Origin of the sequence: Chryseobacterium sp. (assembly GCF_008014695.1) — a bacterium.
In the GTDB taxonomy this organism is placed as follows: domain Bacteria; phylum Bacteroidota; class Bacteroidia; order Flavobacteriales; family Weeksellaceae; genus Kaistella.
Genome location: NZ_VOXE01000001.1, coordinates 618,997 through 636,707, shown reverse-complemented (window position 1 = coordinate 636,707; position 17,711 = coordinate 618,997). Strand labels below are relative to the sequence as shown.

12 protein-coding genes are annotated in these 17,711 nt (G+C 40.4%); 5 read left to right on the top strand and 7 right to left on the bottom strand.

The genetic code is table 11. From position 1 onward, the window contains the following. Positions 1 to 61: 61 nt before the first annotated feature. From FUA25_RS13210 to FUA25_RS03030, 5 genes are all read right to left on the bottom strand, one after another. A complete protein-coding gene (locus FUA25_RS13210) occupies positions 62 to 574 on the bottom strand; it encodes a hypothetical protein (protein ID WP_185146643.1) in 513 nt (170 codons plus the stop codon). A 591-nt stretch (positions 575 to 1,165) separates the two neighbouring features. Then, entirely contained in the window at positions 1,166 to 3,319 is a 2,154-nt protein-coding gene (locus FUA25_RS03045) for a TonB-dependent receptor plug domain-containing protein (protein ID WP_147755689.1), read from the bottom strand. Between the two features lie 80 nt (positions 3,320 to 3,399). Further along, entirely contained in the window at positions 3,400 to 4,209 is an 810-nt protein-coding gene (gene kdsA / locus FUA25_RS03040) for a 3-deoxy-8-phosphooctulonate synthase (RefSeq protein WP_147755412.1), read from the bottom strand. 31 nt (positions 4,210 to 4,240) lie between these two features. Continuing rightward, entirely contained in the window at positions 4,241 to 4,768 is a 528-nt protein-coding gene (locus FUA25_RS03035; protein WP_147755411.1) for a DUF1697 domain-containing protein, read from the bottom strand. A 116-nt stretch (positions 4,769 to 4,884) separates the two neighbouring features. Continuing rightward, positions 4,885 to 8,370 carry a DUF2723 domain-containing protein gene (locus tag FUA25_RS03030; RefSeq protein ID WP_147755688.1) on the bottom strand — a complete coding sequence of 1,162 codons (3,486 nt, stop codon included), beginning with the start codon at positions 8,368 to 8,370 and terminating at the stop codon, positions 4,885 to 4,887. 219 nt (positions 8,371 to 8,589) lie between these two features. On the opposite strand from FUA25_RS03030, the gene FUA25_RS03025 reads away from it, so the two are divergent. From FUA25_RS03025 to FUA25_RS03015, 3 genes are all read left to right on the top strand, one after another. Further along, positions 8,590 to 9,627, top strand: a complete 1,038-nt coding sequence (locus tag FUA25_RS03025; protein ID WP_147755410.1) for a PLP-dependent cysteine synthase family protein — start codon at positions 8,590 to 8,592, stop codon at positions 9,625 to 9,627. Positions 9,628 to 9,739: 112 nt separating this feature from the next. Further along, positions 9,740 to 11,014, top strand: a complete 1,275-nt coding sequence (locus tag FUA25_RS03020) for an aminotransferase class I/II-fold pyridoxal phosphate-dependent enzyme (RefSeq protein ID WP_147755409.1) — start codon at positions 9,740 to 9,742, stop codon at positions 11,012 to 11,014. A gap of 132 nt (positions 11,015 to 11,146) precedes the next feature. Next, the gene (locus FUA25_RS03015) at positions 11,147 to 11,728 is read left to right on the top strand and encodes a DUF1003 domain-containing protein (protein WP_147755408.1); all 582 of its coding nucleotides are present in this window, start codon (positions 11,147 to 11,149) and stop codon (positions 11,726 to 11,728) included. Between the two features lie 10 nt (positions 11,729 to 11,738). Here FUA25_RS03015 and FUA25_RS03010 read toward each other — a convergent pair whose 3' ends face one another. Both FUA25_RS03010 and FUA25_RS03005 read right to left on the bottom strand, forming a co-directional pair. Then, positions 11,739 to 14,393 (bottom strand): MGH1-like glycoside hydrolase domain-containing protein, encoded by a 2,655-nt coding sequence (locus FUA25_RS03010; protein ID WP_147755407.1) that lies wholly within the window; start codon positions 14,391 to 14,393, stop codon positions 11,739 to 11,741. Positions 14,394 to 14,436: 43 nt separating this feature from the next. Further along, entirely contained in the window at positions 14,437 to 15,246 is an 810-nt protein-coding gene (locus FUA25_RS03005) for a glucose 1-dehydrogenase (protein WP_147755406.1), read from the bottom strand. Positions 15,247 to 15,531: 285 nt separating this feature from the next. Here FUA25_RS03005 and tyrS point away from each other — a divergent pair, with 285 nt between their 5' ends. Both tyrS and FUA25_RS02995 read left to right on the top strand, forming a co-directional pair. Next, a complete protein-coding gene (gene tyrS / locus FUA25_RS03000) occupies positions 15,532 to 16,827 on the top strand; it encodes a tyrosine--tRNA ligase (protein WP_147755405.1) in 1,296 nt (431 codons plus the stop codon). Between the two features lie 131 nt (positions 16,828 to 16,958). Beyond that, entirely contained in the window at positions 16,959 to 17,711 is a 753-nt protein-coding gene (locus FUA25_RS02995; protein WP_147755404.1) for an acyl-CoA desaturase, read from the top strand.

Below are 17,711 nucleotides of genomic sequence, written 5' to 3'. Positions count from 1 at the left end.
TGATGATTTCACAAAAAAAAGCATCCTTATGGGATGCTCTTTTATGATATACATAAAGCTATTAATTAACAAATTTTTTCTCGAAGCCTTCGCATTCAGTTGGTCTCATTGTATGACCATTTTCGAATTTTAATTTGGAGGGATTAATGTAAACTGCATCGTTGCCTTCTGTTTTCTGTTCCCCGATTCCTTCCAACAGATTACCATCTTTTCTCAGGAAATAAATCTCCCGGTTGGATGTCATACCTTCGGATTGAAAGGTATAGAATAACTTAAGCGTATCACCATTCTGGCTTCCGGCAACGTCGCCGAATGAACTGTCTTTTTCAAAGTTTTTATACCTCAATTTACCAGTAATGGTTCCCAGATTATCGTCGATCGACATGAATACAGAATCCTTTCCAACTGCGCCTATATAACAGGATTGACGGGTTGAAGACTCCAGCGGTTCATTGGTTTCCGGCACCACAACAGAGTCGGGTGGAGTGGTAGCGGTATTGATCTTTTCTGTAGATTTTTTTTCACAAGCCAGCGCCGTCATTAAAAGCGCAGCGGCAACAAAATAATTCTTCATAGGTAAAAATTTAAAATTAAAGATATTAAAAAATTATCGAACCATTGAAATAACGATTATTATGTTAAGTGTCATTGCTTTTTAGAAACTTGCGAGCAAGTTTTTAAATGATGGATCATGAGGAACCAATTTTCTATGAATGTATTCGTTTACAATTCCTTAAAGTCTCAAATTTTCTGATGTTCATAAGATGTTCATAAATTGTATGTTGGTTTATTTTGATGTGAGCAGAAATTTTGCTGAGCTTTAAAAGAAACTCATATAGGAAACTTTCAGATTTTTAGCCAAACCAAGTAAAATGCTTTCAAGATCTCTGATCGCTGAGAATAGGCTCCACGATATTATTAAGAACTGGCTTTATTTAACAGAGATAAATTGAGATCTAATTTTAACAGAGACAAATTGAGAAGCTAATTCGAAGATTCCAGTCAACAGCCAGCGGTAATATAGGCATCTAAAAATGTCCTATAATTTATATTATGTTAAATTGGATTTTTTGCAGCCTTTTGCAACTGTTGAATTTAATCTTAATAAAATCTTTCTGGATGCTAAGGCTTGTTATAAGTCAGATCAACTACAGAAAACCGGAATTTATTTTATTTTAAACTCCAGTTTTACATTAAAGAATCTGCCTGTTAACCGCACCGGAACCGGATAGATATAATTGGTATTCACATCGGTAATCCATTGGTTTGCGACTGTATTGTTTATGTTGAATGCATTGAAAACCTGAACCCCTAAAGTCAGTTCCTCAAAACTTCCCCAGAAACCCCATGCCTGGTTTTTTTCTTTAGGATCAATGAACACATAAGAAAGTCCGAGATCAACTCTTTTATAGGAAGGCAGATTTCTCCTGAATTCATAAGGATCACTAAAAATCGGCGCGCCGTTTGGTAATCCCATTCCGTAAGTTCCGGTTAAGTTTACCCGCATTTTTGGAAATCTCGGCATATAATCCTGATAGAAAAGTGCAAATCTGAACCGTTGGTCAGTCGGACGAGGAAGTTCTCCTCTGTCGTCAATATTTTCAAAAACTCTTGCATAACTCGCTGAAAGCCATGAATCAATTCCCGGAACAAATTCCCCGAAAAGCCTTGTATCAATTCCATACGCATAACCTTCGGAATTGTTTTTGCCTGTATACCGTACCCTGACATTATCCATATAATAAGGAATCAGATCATCCATCTTTTTATAGTATGCTTCGGTTGTCAGTTTAAATGGCCGGTCATACATGAAAAATTCATAATCATTGGCCAGAATCATCTGAATGGAACGCTGTGAGATGATATTGGGGTTGAAATTCCCGTCGAGATCTTTGATTTCCTTGTAAAAAGGTGCCTGATAATAAACTCCTCCGGACAAACGGAATAGCATATCGGCTTTCCAGTCCGGTTTTAGCGCAAACTGCGCACGCGGCGAAAAGATGGTTTCATCATTGAAGTCCCAGTGCGAAACCCGGGCTCCTGCATTTACAAATGCTTTGGATGTTCCGAGGAAAAATTTTGTTGAATATTGCGCGTAGGCCGAAATTCTCGTAGGTTCAATATGATTCTTTCCGGAAATGGAATAATAAAGATCCAGCGCGGAAGCGTCAAGCGTCCCCGGATTTACAAAATCTCTGGGTGTGCTGTAACCGATGGAATCAACGAGTTTCCATTCGTTGGTGAAATCCTGAAGATTTTCTTTTTCGTATTTCAAACCTACCTCAATATCGGTATTTATATTCGGTGAAAATCTGGCTTTGAACTGTACTCCATAAGTTTTTACCTGCAAATCGTTTCTGGCGTGTTCGATCTGTCCGCCAACATCATAAGACGTAATCGGATCACCGGTAATGGGATCGAAAGTCTGAAGAAGATATGCGGAAGCTATGGAATAATACTCTCTTTCCCTGTTCTGATAGGCAAAACTGTCCAGCGTAAACCTCCATTTATCACTCGGTTTATAGTTCATGGAGAAGGTCCCCATCATGTTTTTATACTTGTCTTCCTCCTGTCCGTCATAATAAACGGTCAGAGTAAGTGGCGTAAGCAGTGAACCGAAATCGACTTCCTTCTGTTTTGGGATCATATCATAGGCATTGTCTGAGTAATAGCCAATGAATGACAGAGAGAATTTCGGTGTGATGTGATAATTGATATAGGACTGAAAATCCATATACTTTGGATTGAAATCAGTGTCCTCTTTTAGCGTATTTAAAACGAGATTCGTATTCCGGTATCGTGCGGAAAAAAGCGCATTTACTTTTTTGTTTTCCGTTCCGAAACCTGCTGTCAGCCTCCCTCCTATCAAACTCGCTTCGCCTGAAAGTTCGAATTTTTCGGGTTGACGGTAATAAATATTCAGTGCCGAAGACATTTTGTCTCCGTATTTGGCTTCGAAACCACCGGCTGAAAAATTCACCGTTGAAACCATATCGGGATTGATGATGCTCATGCCTTCCTGCATGGAATTTCTGATCAGAAAGGGCCGGTAAATTTCAATATCATTAATGTAGATCAGGTTTTCATCATAATTTCCGCCACGAACCATGTATTGCGAAGAAAGTTCGGTATTCGAATTCACCGAAGGCAGTGTTTTAATGAGCCCTTCAATTCCGCCTGAAAGCGATGCGACATTTTTGGCATCTTTTGCCGAAATGCTTACCGAAGTAAGGTCGTTGCTTCGGGGACTGCCCTTTTTCTGAAACACGACTTCCTGAATGTCTGAAGTTTTCACCGAATCATTTTGGGAAAAAAGCATGGCCGGAAGCAATAAAGCCGGAAAATATATAAATTTTTTCAACCTGAAAATTTTAGAGCTAAATGTAAGAAAATTTTGGATTATAAAATCGCTTCGCGGATTCTGGTCAGTTTCTGGAGCAGATCTTCGAGTTTATCCAGCTGCAGCATGTTTGCTCCGTCTGAAAGCGCACAGCTTGGATCCGGATGTGTTTCAATGAAAAGTCCGTCTGCTCCTACCGCAATTCCGGCTTTTGCAATGGTTTCAATAAGTTCCGGTCTTCCGCCGGTCACGCCTGAATTCTGGTTGGGCTGCTGCAGCGAATGGGTAACATCCAGAATTACAGGAGCATAATTCCGCATGGTTGGGATTCCTCTGAAATCCACAACCAGATCCGTGTAACCGAAGGAATTTCCGCGCTCAATAATCGCGGTTTTTATGTTTCCGGAATCATGGACTTTTTCCACCGCAAATTTCATTGATTCTGGTGAAAGAAACTGGCCTTTCTTCAGGGTCACACATTTTCCTGTTTTTGCGGCAGCGATCAAAAGATCGGTCTGACGTACCAAAAAAGCCGGAATTTGTAGCACATCCACATAATTTGCGGCCAAGGCAGCGTGATCATTTTCATGGATATCGGTTGTCGTCGGAATATTGAAAGTTTCACCTACTTTTTTCAGGATTTCAAGCGATTTTTCCTCACCAATGGTAGTGAAACTGTCGACCCTGCTGCGGTTTGCCTTCTTGAAACTTCCTTTAAAGATGTATGGAATTTCATATTTATTGGTGATCTCCATTATTTTTTCGGCAATTTTTAACGCCATGTCCTCCCCTTCGATAATGCAGGGACCGGCTATGAGGAAAAAATTCCTGGAATTTTTGTGATGGATGTTGTCTAAATACTGAATCATTTGATTTTGGTTATTATGCTTTAGTAAGGTATTACTGAAATTTATTGAAGATTTTTTCCATTGTATTCAGGTTGCGGCTGGTCATTTTATCTTTCAGGGATTTCTTTCCCAGTATTTTTCCAAAAGAAGAGCCGAGCGTATCACCTTTCGGAACCTGCCAGTAAAAAGTCTCCCCCACTACTTCTCCTTTTTCCGAGTCGGTTTTTGAAGCAATCTTAAATTCATCCAGAAGAATATTCTCAATGCCTTCTGTTCCGGTAAAAATATAAATATGAAGGTTTTCGGATTTTTCAAACGGATTTCCTTCCACCATTTGCGCGACTTCTTTTTCGGTTTTGATGAAGAGAAATGCGTCGTAATTAAAATACTCCGACATTGCTTTTTCAAGATTTTTTTTCAGGTCCAGGGCCTTATCGGAAGAGGAAAAAAGGATGTTTCCGGTTGCAAGAACTGAGGAAACATCACTCAAACCTGCATCAGCAAATACTTTGCAAACCTCTGCCATTTTCATGGAAGTTCCGTTGACATTCACCCCGCGTAGAAACGCACAATATTTCATCCTTTCAGTTTAATTATTGAAGAAAAAATTATCCTTCTTTTTCATTTCTCTTCCAAAAATAAGACAAAAAAACGGACAATTTGCCCGTTTTTACATGATTTTTAAGCTTTTAAAGCTTATTGTGTAGCCTTCATGATTGAAGTGGTGATCTGGTGTTCCTTTTCTGTTGCATAAGTAGTGTCATAAGGCTTCATCACTTCAAAAAGATACTGATAAAAAGGCGTTATTTTCTGTACATTTTCCGATTCCTTGTAGGCTTTTTCTTTACCCATGGTTTCGAGGTCTTTGATAAAGTTGTTGAACCTTTTATCTACCGGTTCAATGGATTTTACCAGATAGGTGTACCCTTTTTCCTGCTGTCCAATTTTTTTGTAAGCATTCGAAACGGCTCCTACAATAAGTGAATATTCGAACGGTTTGGTTCTCATGACTCTTGAAACAGTGGCCTGATCCTCTGGTGGAAGATTGTTGTAGTAATCGTACTCTTCGAAAATATCTTTTTTAAGTTTTTCAGCAAGCTGAAGCCCTTTCTGTTCCTGACCGGCAACGATATAACCGTAAACGATTGAGCTTAAAGAACGGGCATCGTTGAATTTTGAGATGGGAATCTCGCGGTTGGCAAGATCCAGGATTTCAATGGCTTTCTGTTTCTGACCCGATAAAGCCAAAGCTTCTGCAGCCCTGCTCGCTGAACTGCGGTAACTCACAATATTTGAGGTTGCGGTTTCATCAAAATGAACATTCAAATCCTTAAAATTCCCCCATCTGTAGTTTTTTACAATATTGTACAGCGAATTTGCATCTACGCGACCCATTTCACCGTCTTCCGTCGGTTCGGTTTTAATGGGAACAAGCCGGTAACTGAAACCGTCGTATTGTAGATAATCATCCAGATAAAAGATATTTTCGCTGTCGTAAATTCCGCCTGAAGAGAAATTAATAGGTCTTTTCCAGTCGAAATTCGCCAGAATATCAAGCATGAGGAGATTATTCTTGAACATGGTATTTCCTTTATAATCAATCACGATATTGTCTACAGTGCTTCCCGCATCTGAGGCTTTAATAATTCCTGATTTCACTGCATTGGCTTTATTCACCGGCAATACAAATTTACTTACCGGCAGAATATTGTTTTTCGCGTACCGCTCTTCACCGAAAAGCATCTTGAGGATTTCATCTTTTGCTTCCGATTTATATCTTAAGAAATTCACTGCTTCCTTCATGGTCATGGAATCTTTGGTAAGATATTTCTGGAATTCTTTCATGGCATCATCCGGAGCGCCCTGATCTTTAAGATTCGAGAAGATGTTTTCCCAATCTTCTTTGCTCATCAGATACACCTGATCATTGGTTCCGTCGCGGTATTCGTCATGGGTGAAAGAGCTTGGAACGGGTTTGGAATTGTACGTCCTTCTTTTTACCTGATCAATATTCCACGGTGTGGAGAGAAGTGTAAAATTAACAACTTTAACATCGTCACGAAGGCCTGAAGTTTCCTGCATTCCCCACACCGGATAGGTGTCATTATCGCCATAAACAAACAGAATATCGTCTTTTGGAAGTGATTTTAAAACTGAATATGCATAATCAAATGCGGTATACCTCTCACTTCTGTCGTGAACATTATAATTCTTGAAGCCCATCATCAATGGAATACCGAGCAAAATCAAACCGGCTCCAAAATTTACAGCTGTGGACTTTATCTTTGTTTGCAGGTACCATAAAATTGCTGCTGCACCTAAACCGATCCAGATGGAAAAAGCGAAAAATGAGCCGACCATCGCATAATCTCTTTCCCGCGGTTCAAACGGTTTTACGCCCGTATAAAATACAATTCCGACACTTGTGATCACAAAGAGGGAAAGAATCGCATAAAAACGCCCGAAATCCTTATTCAGCTGGAAGAAAAAGCCGATGAGTCCTAAAAGGAAAGGCAGGAAATAAAACGCTACGGTGCTTTCATTTCTGAATTTCTCCGGCATTTTACTCTGGTCTCCCAATCTCGCATTGTCGATAAACGGGATTCCGGAAATCCAGTTGCCCTTGGTGTTTTCCCAGCTTCCTTCCAGGTCATTCTGCCTTCCGACGAAATTCCACATCAGGTATCGGGCAAAATAATAGCCGTTCTGGAACTCAAAAAAGTAATTTAAATTCTGACTCAGCGAAGGTCTCTGGATGTTGATCAGGCGGTAAGGCTTGACTTCCAAGTAGTCCTGAACTTTTATGCTGCCGTCTTCATATTTCCGCCTCAGATCCTCAAAAATCTCTTTGGCTTTTGGGTTGTCGGCAATATCTTCATTGTCATAATTAAAGGAAAAATCGGGTGCGCCGTACATGGACATGTAATTGGCCATGACCTCCTTGTCTTCATTAAACATTCGTGGCATCAGACTTACCTGATCCAGACTGAAAACATAATTGAAACGTTCGCCTACTTTTCTGTAGGTGCCTGTTTTTTCATCTTTTTCGTAAACATCTCCGGTTTTATCGGTTTTGAAACTTCCGTCTTCATTTTTCTGAATACCGTCCCAGTCCAGATAGGCCGTATAATTCTGTCCGTAAGAGGTTGGCCAGTCTCCGTACTGTTCCCGGTTGTAATAATCCAGCATTCCAATCGCATTGTCCGGATTGTTAAGGTTCATCGGCGGATTTGCATTGGCACGGATCGGAATCACCATCCAGCATGAAAAACCGATGATCATGTACACCACAGATAGGGCAATGGTCTGATAAATATTTTTCCTGGCTTTTTTTGCGTAACGGATTCCGAAATAACATAAAGCCACCAAAATAATAAAGGAAATTACGGTTCCGGAGTGGAAAGGAAGACCGATCCCGTTAACCGCAAAAATCTCCATTTTTCCGAAAAGAGTCATGATCAGCGGGAAAATTCCTTTAAAAACAATTGCCAATATCACTAAAGTGATGAGATTTGCCCAGATAAAACTCTTCCAGTTAAACTCGTAATTTCTTGCGTAATAAATGAAGCAAACTGCAGGCAAAGCAAGCATACACATCATATGGACCCCTACAGAAAGGCCAATCATGAAAAAGATTAAAATAATCCATCTTTCATTGTCGGCATCATGGTATTCATTTTCCCATTTAGTTATAAGCCAAACTAAAAGCGCGATAAACATAGTGGCCATAGAATATACTTCTCCCTCTACTGCCGAGAACCAAAAAGTATCTGAGAAGGTAAACGCCAAAGCTCCTATCAAACCTGCAAACAGAATAGAGACTTCCTGATGGAAAGTGACTTCTTCAAATTCTTTGTTCATCAGCCTTCGTACCAAATGAGTAATCGTCCAGAAAAGGAAAAGAATCGTGAAAGCACTGAAAAGTGCAGACATCGCATTGATCACGACGGAATAATGCTCTCCGTTTCCGAAGGCAAACATTGCCGCAACCGCACCGATAAGCTGAAATAGTGCAGCTCCGGGCGCGTGGGTTACCTCAAGTTTTACAGCCGAAGAAATATATTCGCCACAATCCCAAAAGCTGAAATTCGGCTCTATTGTTGACAAATATGTTAAAAAAGCAATGATGAAAACCACCCATCCCAGAACGGTATTCCACAGTTTAAAAGACCAGTTTTTCATAAAATTGTGAATTGTTGCGAAATTAAGGTTTTTCAACCATAATTATTTTGATTTTTTCTAAAAATTACAGAATTTGGCAGACTAATTGGAAATAGCCAAAATTGTATTTTTAAGAATATTCAATTTTATACTACTTATATGAATTAAAAAAGTTAAATATTGTTAATAATTATTTTTTTAGTAATTTCGCAGATAGTTTTTTAGAGAAATTAATGAACAATGACTAATGTTTACGACAACATACTTGGTTTAATAGGAAACACTCCGCTGGTAAAACTCAATACTGTTACAAAAGAGATTCCGGCGACTGTATATGCCAAGTTAGAATCCTATAATCCGGGGCATTCTACAAAAGATAGAATTGCGTTTCATATTATTGAAGCGGCAGAAAAAAAAGGGCTTTTAAAACCCGGTTCCACGATTGTAGAAACCACTTCGGGCAACACAGGCTTTTCCATTGCAATGGTTTCCATTATTAAGGGGTATAAATGCATTCTGGCCGTAAGCAACAAGACGAAAAAAGAAAAAATATCCTATTTAAAGGCTTTGGGTGCGACTGTATATGTCTGTCCGGCAAACGTTCCGGCAGATGATCCACGTTCCTATTACGAAGTGGCCAAAAAAATTGCCGCCGAAACTCCGGATGCCATCTACATCAATCAGTACTTCAACGAGCTCAATATAGATGCACACTTCCGCACAACCGGACCTGAAATCTGGGAGCAGACTGATGGCAAAATCACCCATCTTTTTGCCTGTACCGGCACCGGCGGAACGCTTTCGGGATCTGCAAAATTTTTAAAGGAAAAAAATCCGGATATCAAGGTGATTGGAGTTGATGCTTCAGGCTCAATACTGAAAGGTTTTCATGAAACGGGAAAAATTAACAGTGATGACATTCACCCTTACCAGATCGAGGGAATGGGGAAAAATCTGATTCCTTCCGCTCTTTTATTTGATAAAATTGACGAATTTGTAAGGGTCAATGACGAAATGTCTGCTTACAGAACCCGTGAAATTGCCCTGAAAGAAGCAATAATGGGCGGTTACACGACTGGCGCTGTTGTTCAGGGACTTCTGCAGTATGCGAACAGCAATCAATTTTCGAAAGAGGATTTGGTTGTGGTTATTTTTCCCGATCACGGCTCGAGGTATATTACAAAGGTGTACAGCGACGAATGGATGGAAGAACAGGGGTTCATCAACAACTGTGTTCACAACTATGATGAAGTTTTCAAAACTGAATACATCAAATAAATATTAAAATAAACTAAGCCTGAAGCCTTTTCGTAAATAGTGAAAGGCTTTTTTTTAGTTTAAATTTAATTATCTTTGCGCACTTACATTTATAAAAATTAATACAGCAATAATGGTAGATATTTTCGATAGAATCAGGCAGAATCCGGGGCCTCTCGGCCAGTTCGCAGATTATGCAGAAGGATATTTTGTTTTTCCGAAACTTGAAGGACCGATCGGTCCCCGAATGATATTTCAGGGAAGAGAAGTGATTTTCTGGAGCGCAAACGATTATCTTGGACTTTGCAACCATCCTGAAGTTTTGGAAGCCGATGCAAAAGCTGCCGCAGAATTCGGAATGTTCTATCCAATGGGAGCCAGAGCAATGTCCGGAGAAACCGAACAGCACCAGCAGCTGGAAAGAGAACTGGCTGCATTTGTAGAAAAAGAAGCTGCTTACCTTTTGAATTTCGGTTACCAGGGAATGGTTTCCACCATCGATGCATTGGTTTCAAGACACGATGTTATTGTTTATGATGCTGACTCCCATGCCTGCATCGTTGACGGAGTAAGACTTCATATGGGTAAAAGTTTTACTTTTAAACATAATGATATGGCGAGTCTTGAAAAAAATCTTGCCCGTGCTACCAAAGTGGCTGAAGAAAACGGCGGCGGAATCCTAGTGATTACTGAAGGAGTTTTCGGGATGCGCGGAATGCAGGGAAAAATCAAGGAAATCTGTGACCTGAAATCAAAATTCAATTTCAGACTTTTGGTGGATGATGCTCACGGTTTCGGAACATTAGGAAAAACAGGCGCCGGCGCCGGTGAAGAACAGGGCTGTCAGGACCAGATTGATATTTACTTCTCCACTTTTGCCAAATCAATGGCGGGATTCGGAGCATTCATTGCAGGAGATCAGGAAATCATCAGAATCCTGAAATACAACCTCCGCTCGCAGGTTTTTGCAAAATCTTTAACAATGCCGATGGTAATCGGAGGTTTGAAAAGACTTGATTTGCTGCGTTCACAGCCTGAAATCAAAGAAAAATTGTGGGAAAATGTGCTGAAACTGCAGAACGGATTAACTGACAGAGGATTCAACATCGGGAATACCAATACATGTGTTACTCCGGTTATGATGCAGGGTTCAACAGTAGAAGCTACCCTTTTGGTGAAAGACCTGCGCGAAAATTTCGGCATCTTTACCTCAGTAGTGATTTATCCGGTAATTCCAAAAGGAATGATTTTATTGAGATTGATTCCAACTGCTTCACACACCGATTCTGAGATCAATGCCACGCTTGATGCTTTCGACGCGATTCACGAAAAATTGATTTCAGGAGTGTATAAAGAACAGGAACAGAAATTATTGGAGGAAAAAGGAATGTCCTTTAAATCCAGCTAAGAATTTTAAAATTTTTATATAAACCGTCTGCATATTCAGACGGTTTTTTTGTGCAACAGATAAAATATCTGGTGAATGAGTTTTTGGATTTTTTTAATTTATTGATTTACATTTGTTGGTAAATTACACACCATGAAAAGTGAAAAATATATTTTAGATCTTTTAAAAAGTGAGGATGATCAGCTTAACAAAATTCATAACATTGTTCATAAAGCGATTGAAGAAGAATCACTTTTAATTACCAAACTTAATGAAGATGAGAATGACGGTAGAACATTTGGTGAAAAACTATCAGACAATGTCGCGAAATTCGGAGGCAGCTGGAAGTTCATTATCCTTTTTGCACTGGTCATGTTTTTATGGATTTTCTATAATACCCAAATCAAACAAAACTCTGGTTTTGATCCCTATCCGTATATTTTACTCAACCTGATCCTTTCCTGTATCGCCGCAGTGCAGGCTCCCATCATTATGATGAGCCAGAACCGTCAGGAATTTAAAGACCGGAAGCGTTCCAAAAATGATTATATGGTGAACCTGAAGTCAGAAATTGAAATCAGGAATCTCCACGAAAAGCTCGATTTATCCATAATCGACCAATACAAACACATGTGCGAAATGCAGCAGAAACAGATTGAAATTCTGGAAACGATCTCAAAAAAACTTTCAGAAATTGAAAAAAGCCGCAATAACGGAGGCCACAATCAGAAATAGTTCTACCAAACTATTTTGAAGCTTCGGTTTCTGTTTCGGCCTTTGCCATTTTCATTTTTGAGAACCTGGGCTGCAGGATTTTGGCGATAAGTCCTGTCCACCCTGTCTGGTGCGAGGCTCCCACTCCACGCCCATTATCACCGTGGAAGTATTCATAGAACAGAATATAGTCCTTAAAATCCTCATCTTCCTGAAATTTTGGATACTGACCGTTGAAGGCGCGTTTTCCGTTTTCGTCTTTTAAAAATATTTTCGAAAGCCTTTTTCCAAGTTCGTCAGCGATTTCATCGAGATCAGAAAAATTTCCGCTACCAGTAGGATATTCCACTTTAAAATCGGGACTGTAATAAAAGAAAAAACGCTGTAAACTTTCGATAATCAGGAAATTAACCGGAAACCAGATTGGACCGCGCCAGTTGCTGTTGCCGCCGAACATCCCGCTGTCGCTTTCTGCCGGAGTGTATTTTACGGTGTAATCCATGCCGTTAAACTCCATTTTAAAAGGATCTTTCTCGTAAATTTTCGAAAGTGCACGAACGCCGTAATCACTTAAAAATTCTTTTTCATCCAGCATTCTGGCCAGCAATCTCTTGAGCCGGTGGCCGCGAAGCAGGCTAAGCAGGTGTTTGGAATCGTGACCTTTCACTTCCCAGTGGGAAACCAGCGAAGCCAGTTCAGGTTTATTTTCCATGATCCAGTCCATCCTCGCTTTGAATTTAGGAAGTTTCTGCAGCATTTCATCTTCAATCACCTCTACAGCAAACATCGGAATCAAGCCTACAACAGTTCTCAGTCTTAAAAACATATTGGTGCCCTTACTGGTAGAAATGGCATCGTAGAAAAATTCGTCCTGATCGTCCCATAACGAAAAATTGCTGTCCCCCATTTTGTCCAATGCATCTGCGATATAAAGAAAATGTTCGAAAAATTTGGTTGCCATTTCTTCATAAATGGGATTGTACTGCGCGAGTTCAATCGCGATCCGCATCATATTCAGGGCAAACATGGCCATCCAGCTCGTTCCGTCGGCCTGCTCAAGGCTTTCGCCGTTGGGCAGTTTTTCACTCCGGTCGAAAACTCCAATGTTATCGAGTCCCAGGAATCCGCCTTCAAAAATATTGTTTCCGTTTGCGTCTTTTTTATTGACCCACCACGTGAAATTGATCAGAAGTTTTTGAAAAACGGTTTCCAGAAACTCCAGATCGGGTTTCTGTTTCAGGACTTCATCAATTTTAAAGACCCGAAAAACCGCCCAGGCGTGAACCGGTGGGTTGACATCAGAAAAATTCCATTCATACGCCGGAAGCTGCCCGTTTGGATGCATAAACCAGTCGAGGGTGAAAAGTTTCAGCTGCTGTTTGGCAAAATCGGGATCAATGAGGGCAAAACTTAAAGTATGAAACGCAAGATCCCAGGTTGCATACCATGGATATTCCCATTTGTCGGGCATAGAAATGATGTCGAAATTATTCAGATGCTTCCATTCGGAATTTCTGATTTTTTCCCTGGATTTTGGAGGACGGATTTCTCCCGAATCTCCTTTTAACCACTTTTCGACATTGTAGTGGTAAAACTGTTTGTTCCAGAGCATCCCTGCGAAGGCCTGCCGCTGCACCAGTTTTTCATCTTCAGTTTTAATGCCTTTCTGAATTTCTTCGTAAAAACCGTCGGCTTCTTTTTTCCTTAAATCAAAAATTTTATCAAAATCTTCAAAGGGATTGTTTAAATCTTTGTCGCTGAGCCTGAATTCAAAAATCTGTGTTGAATTCGCCGCGATATTTTCATCAATATAAAAAGAAGCCTTTGTACCCCTCTTTTCTGAGTTTACTGAAGCTGAATTGCCGTTGATTACAAAATCATTGATGCCGTCTTTGCAGAAATGTTCAGAATTTGGCATGTGGTAAAGCCGCGCCTCATTGCTTTCGTTATCGCAAAACAAGGTATTTGATGATTTTTTGGCATAAATATTTTTGACGGCGAGTTCTTTATGACTGATTTTAATCTGATCTACAAATTCAGAGGAAAGTTGTGGCTTGTAATCATGATTGTCCCATCGCCAGGTATTCCGGAACCAGATAGTAGGAAGAATTACCAGCGGCGCAGCTTTTTTACATTTGTTCACCACTGTAAGCCTGATCAGAATATCCTCCTGCGATTCCTTCGCAAATTCTATAAAAAGGTCGAAATATTCGTTATGATCAAAAATGCCGGTGTCTATCAGTTCATATTCAGGATCCAGGCGGGTTTTATTGGCGTTGGTTTGGACCAGATCTTCGTAAGGAAAAGCATTTTGCGGATATTTGTAGAGCATTTTCATGTAAGAATGCGTCGGGGTATTGTCTAAGTAGTAGAAATATTCCTTTACATCTTCACCATGATTCCCCTGTGGATTCGTTAGGCCAAAAAACCTTTCTTTCACCATTTTGTCTTCTCTGTTCCAAAAACCCAGAGAGAAAACGAGCAGCTGCTTGTCATCACAAATTCCACAGATTCCTTCTTCACTCCACCGGTAAGTCTTTGCTTCAGCGGTGTCGTGATGGGTGTAATTCCAGGCATCGCCGTCCGAACTGTAATCTTCACGCACAACACCCCACTCGCGGTTGCTTACATAAGGTCCCCATTTTTTCCAGGAAATATCGGGCAGTCTTTTACTTTCTTCTGACATAATGAATAAATTTTATGATAAAAACATGACTTTCAGCAGTTTGTTATCCGCCGGTTGAAAAACTTTCAAAAGTAGTCATCGCGCCATCAATGAAGATGCTGGTTCCTGTAATATAATCTGCCAAGTCGCTGGCCAGAAAAACGGCAAGATTCCCGATATCCTGAGGCTGGCCGATCCTGTTGTAGGGAATTAAAGTAAGCAGCGAGTTCATTGCTTCGGTATTGCTCCAGGCATTTGTATTGATCGGAGTTTGAATGGCACCCGGACAGATGGAATTTACGCGGATTTTATCTCCTCCGTATTCCTGAGCCAAAGTCTGCATCAGCATTCGTATTGCTCCTTTACTCGAAGCATAATTCGCATGTCCCGCCCACGGAATGATTTCATGAACCGAAGAAATGTGGATGATTTTTCCGCATGCCGCAGAACGCGAAAGGTCTATACCGCGGCGGAGAAATTCTTTGATTGCTTCGCGGGCGCAGAGAAACTGTCCCGTAAGATTCACACCGATTACCGCATTCCACTGATCAAGAGTCATCTCGGTGAATTTTGCATCTTTCTGAATTCCGGCGTTGTTCACCAGAATATCCACGGTGCCGAGTTGTTCAACAACCTCGTGAAACATTTTTATCACTTCATCTTCTTTCGAAACATCACATTGGTAAACGATTCCTTTTCCGCCTTTTTGGGTAATTTCCTGCAGTACCGAATTGGCCTGATCGAGCGCACCGTCAAACGGGTAATTCACAACAACTGTTGCTCCGGCTTCGGCCATCGATTTTGCAATTCCTGCTCCAATTCCGCTGGATGCACCGGTGATAACCGCTATTTGATTTTTTAAGGAAACCTCCATAATGTGTTTTTAAAGTTCATGTTCAGTCAAATTTAGAGAAAAGAAGGTGCAAAACCCCTTATTTTATGAAAGTTTATAATTTAAAATAGGAAAATAAGCATCTGAAAGACTTTTTCATTCAATTTAAGCTCAGGTTGGGATTGAGGAACATTTTTTTGATAATTCAAACCACTGAATATTTTTAAAACAAATTTTTGCATTGGAGTTTGAGTTTTTTGACCTCCATTCATCTCACAAACTTCCTGCCGAATTTTCCTATATTTGCGACTCAAAATTTTTATGAAAATGAATCCTTTTATTGAAGAACTGAAGTGGCGCGGACTTTTTGCTGACATGACGCCCGGAACCGAGGAACAGCTCAACAAAGAAATAACAACCGCCTACATAGGTTTTGACCCTACCGCGGATTCTCTGCATATCGGGAGTTTAATTCAGATCAAAATACTGGCTCATTTTCAGCAGCACGGTCATAAACCGATCGCTTTGGTGGGCGGCGCGACCGGAATGATCGGTGATCCATCCGGAAAGTCCAGCGAACGGAACCTTTTGGATGAAGCCACCCTCAATCATTATGTAGACTGTATTAAAAACCAGCTTTCAAAATTTTTGAAATTCGACGGAACAGAAGACAATAAAGCAGAACTGGTTAACAATTATGACTGGATGAAAGAGTTTTCCTTCCTGGAATTTGTGCGTGATGTGGGTAAAAACATCACTGTGAATTACATGATGGCGAAAGAATCTGTGAAAAAGAGAATTACTGGTGAAAACGGCGCGGAGGGAATGAGTTTCACGGAATTTACCTATCAGCTTTTGCAGGGCTATGATTTCCTGCATCTCTATAAAAATAATAATGTAAAAATGCAGATGGGCGGCTCGGATCAGTGGGGAAATATCACCACAGGAACCGAACTTATCCGCAGAAAAGTGCAGGGTGATGCATTTGCTTTAACAGTTCCGCTCATTACAAAGTCAGACGGCTCCAAATTCGGGAAATCCGAAAGCGGAGAAAATTACTGGCTCGACCCGAAAAGGACTTCCCCATATAAATTCTATCAGTTTTGGGTGAATGCCACCGATGAAGACGCCGAAAGATTCATTAAATTCTACACTTTTTTAAGCAGAACGGAAATCGAAAATCTTATCGGAGATCATAAAACCGCCCCGCACGAAAGAAAACTGCAGAAAAAACTCGCGGAAGAAGTGACGGTTTGGGTGCACAGCCGTGAGGAATTCGAAAAAGCCCAGAAAGCTTCTGAAATTCTCTTCGGCCGTTCTACTGCCGAAGATCTTGTAAATCTAGACGAAGCGACATTTCTGGAAATTTTCGACGGGGTTCCGCAGAAAGAGGTTCCGAAAACTGAAGTACTTGGCCAAAATATCATTGACTTGATTTCGGAGAAATCAGGTTTCTTAAAATCTAAAGGTGAAGCGAAAAGAGAACTTCAGGGCAATTCCATCTCCATTAATAAAGAAAAGGTGAGCGACACTTTTGAAGTGACAGAAAAAGACCTTATCGACGGTAAATTCCTGCTTTTGCAAAAAGGGAAAAAGAATTATTTTATCGTGAAAGCTGTGTAATATTCTTTTGACAATAAATAATTGATGAAGACCGGGAATTTTTCCGGTCTTCTATTTTGTGCATAACGTAAAACTGTGTTATTGATGAAAAATCCTTTAAATCAGCGTAATTTTGCAGCTTAACTTAATGTATGGGAATTTTAATATTTATTGCAGTTCTGTGGTATTCAGGGCTTTTTTTTCAGACCTTTTTTCTTCACCGATATGCCGCGCATCAGACTTTCAAAATGTCAAAATTTGGCGAAAAACTCTGTTTTGTTTTAACCTGGTTTACACAAGGCTCCAATTATCTTTCTGCGTATGGTTACGGAGTAATGCACAGGATGCACCATGCTTACGCCGATACCGAAAAAGATCCGCACTCCCCGAAATATGACCACAATCTTTTTACAATGATGTGGCGGACAAAGAAAATTTACACCGAGATCAATCAGCAGAAATTGAAAATCGAAGAGAAATTCACTAAAAATGTTCCGCAGTGGGAAGGTTTCGACCGGTTTGCGAGTTCATGGGGTTCCAGAATCGGTTGGGCACTTGCTTACACTGCTTTCTTCTATTTTTTTGCAACCGCGTGGTGGGAATGGCTCTTTCTGCCGGTGGCTTATTTCATGGCACCGATTCACGGAGTCATCATCAACTGGTTTGCACATATTTACGGTTATGTAAATTTCAAGGTTTCAGATACTTCCAAAAATCTCTTCCGTTTCGATTGGCTGATGATGGGCGAAGGTTATCATAACAACCACCATAAATTCGGTGGACGTGCTAATTTCGGCGGCGTAAGATGGCATGAAATCGATATCACCTACTGCATTATGCTTCTGCTCGATAAAATGAAACTCATCCGGCTGAATCCTGTTGCACCGGTAAATAGAGAAATCTAA

Bases quoted from the DNA above. Each gene is read 5' to 3' on its own strand.
- FUA25_RS03020 (WP_147755409.1), top strand. From the start codon at position 9,740: ATGGTAGATATTTTCGATAGAATCAGGCAGAATCCGGGGCCTCTCGGC.
- FUA25_RS02995 (WP_147755404.1), top strand. From the start codon at position 16,959: ATGGGAATTTTAATATTTATTGCAGTTCTGTGGTATTCAGGGCTTTTT.
- FUA25_RS03045 (WP_147755689.1), bottom strand. From the start codon at position 3,319: ATGCTTTTTTCCCAAAATGATTCGGTGAAAACTTCAGACATTCAGGAA.
- FUA25_RS03025 (WP_147755410.1), top strand. From the start codon at position 8,590: ATGACTAATGTTTACGACAACATACTTGGTTTAATAGGAAACACTCCG.
- FUA25_RS13210 (WP_185146643.1), bottom strand. From the start codon at position 574: ATGAAGAATTATTTTGTTGCCGCTGCGCTTTTAATGACGGCGCTGGCT.
- FUA25_RS03005 (WP_147755406.1), bottom strand. From the start codon at position 15,246: ATGGAGGTTTCCTTAAAAAATCAAATAGCGGTTATCACCGGTGCATCC.
- FUA25_RS03035 (WP_147755411.1), bottom strand. From the start codon at position 4,768: ATGAAATATTGTGCGTTTCTACGCGGGGTGAATGTCAACGGAACTTCC.
- tyrS (WP_147755405.1), top strand. From the start codon at position 15,532: ATGAATCCTTTTATTGAAGAACTGAAGTGGCGCGGACTTTTTGCTGAC.
- kdsA (WP_147755412.1), bottom strand. From the start codon at position 4,209: ATGATTCAGTATTTAGACAACATCCATCACAAAAATTCCAGGAATTTT.
- FUA25_RS03030 (WP_147755688.1), bottom strand. From the start codon at position 8,370: ATGAAAAACTGGTCTTTTAAACTGTGGAATACCGTTCTGGGATGGGTG.
- FUA25_RS03010 (WP_147755407.1), bottom strand. From the start codon at position 14,393: ATGTCAGAAGAAAGTAAAAGACTGCCCGATATTTCCTGGAAAAAATGG.
- FUA25_RS03015 (WP_147755408.1), top strand. From the start codon at position 11,147: ATGAAAAGTGAAAAATATATTTTAGATCTTTTAAAAAGTGAGGATGAT.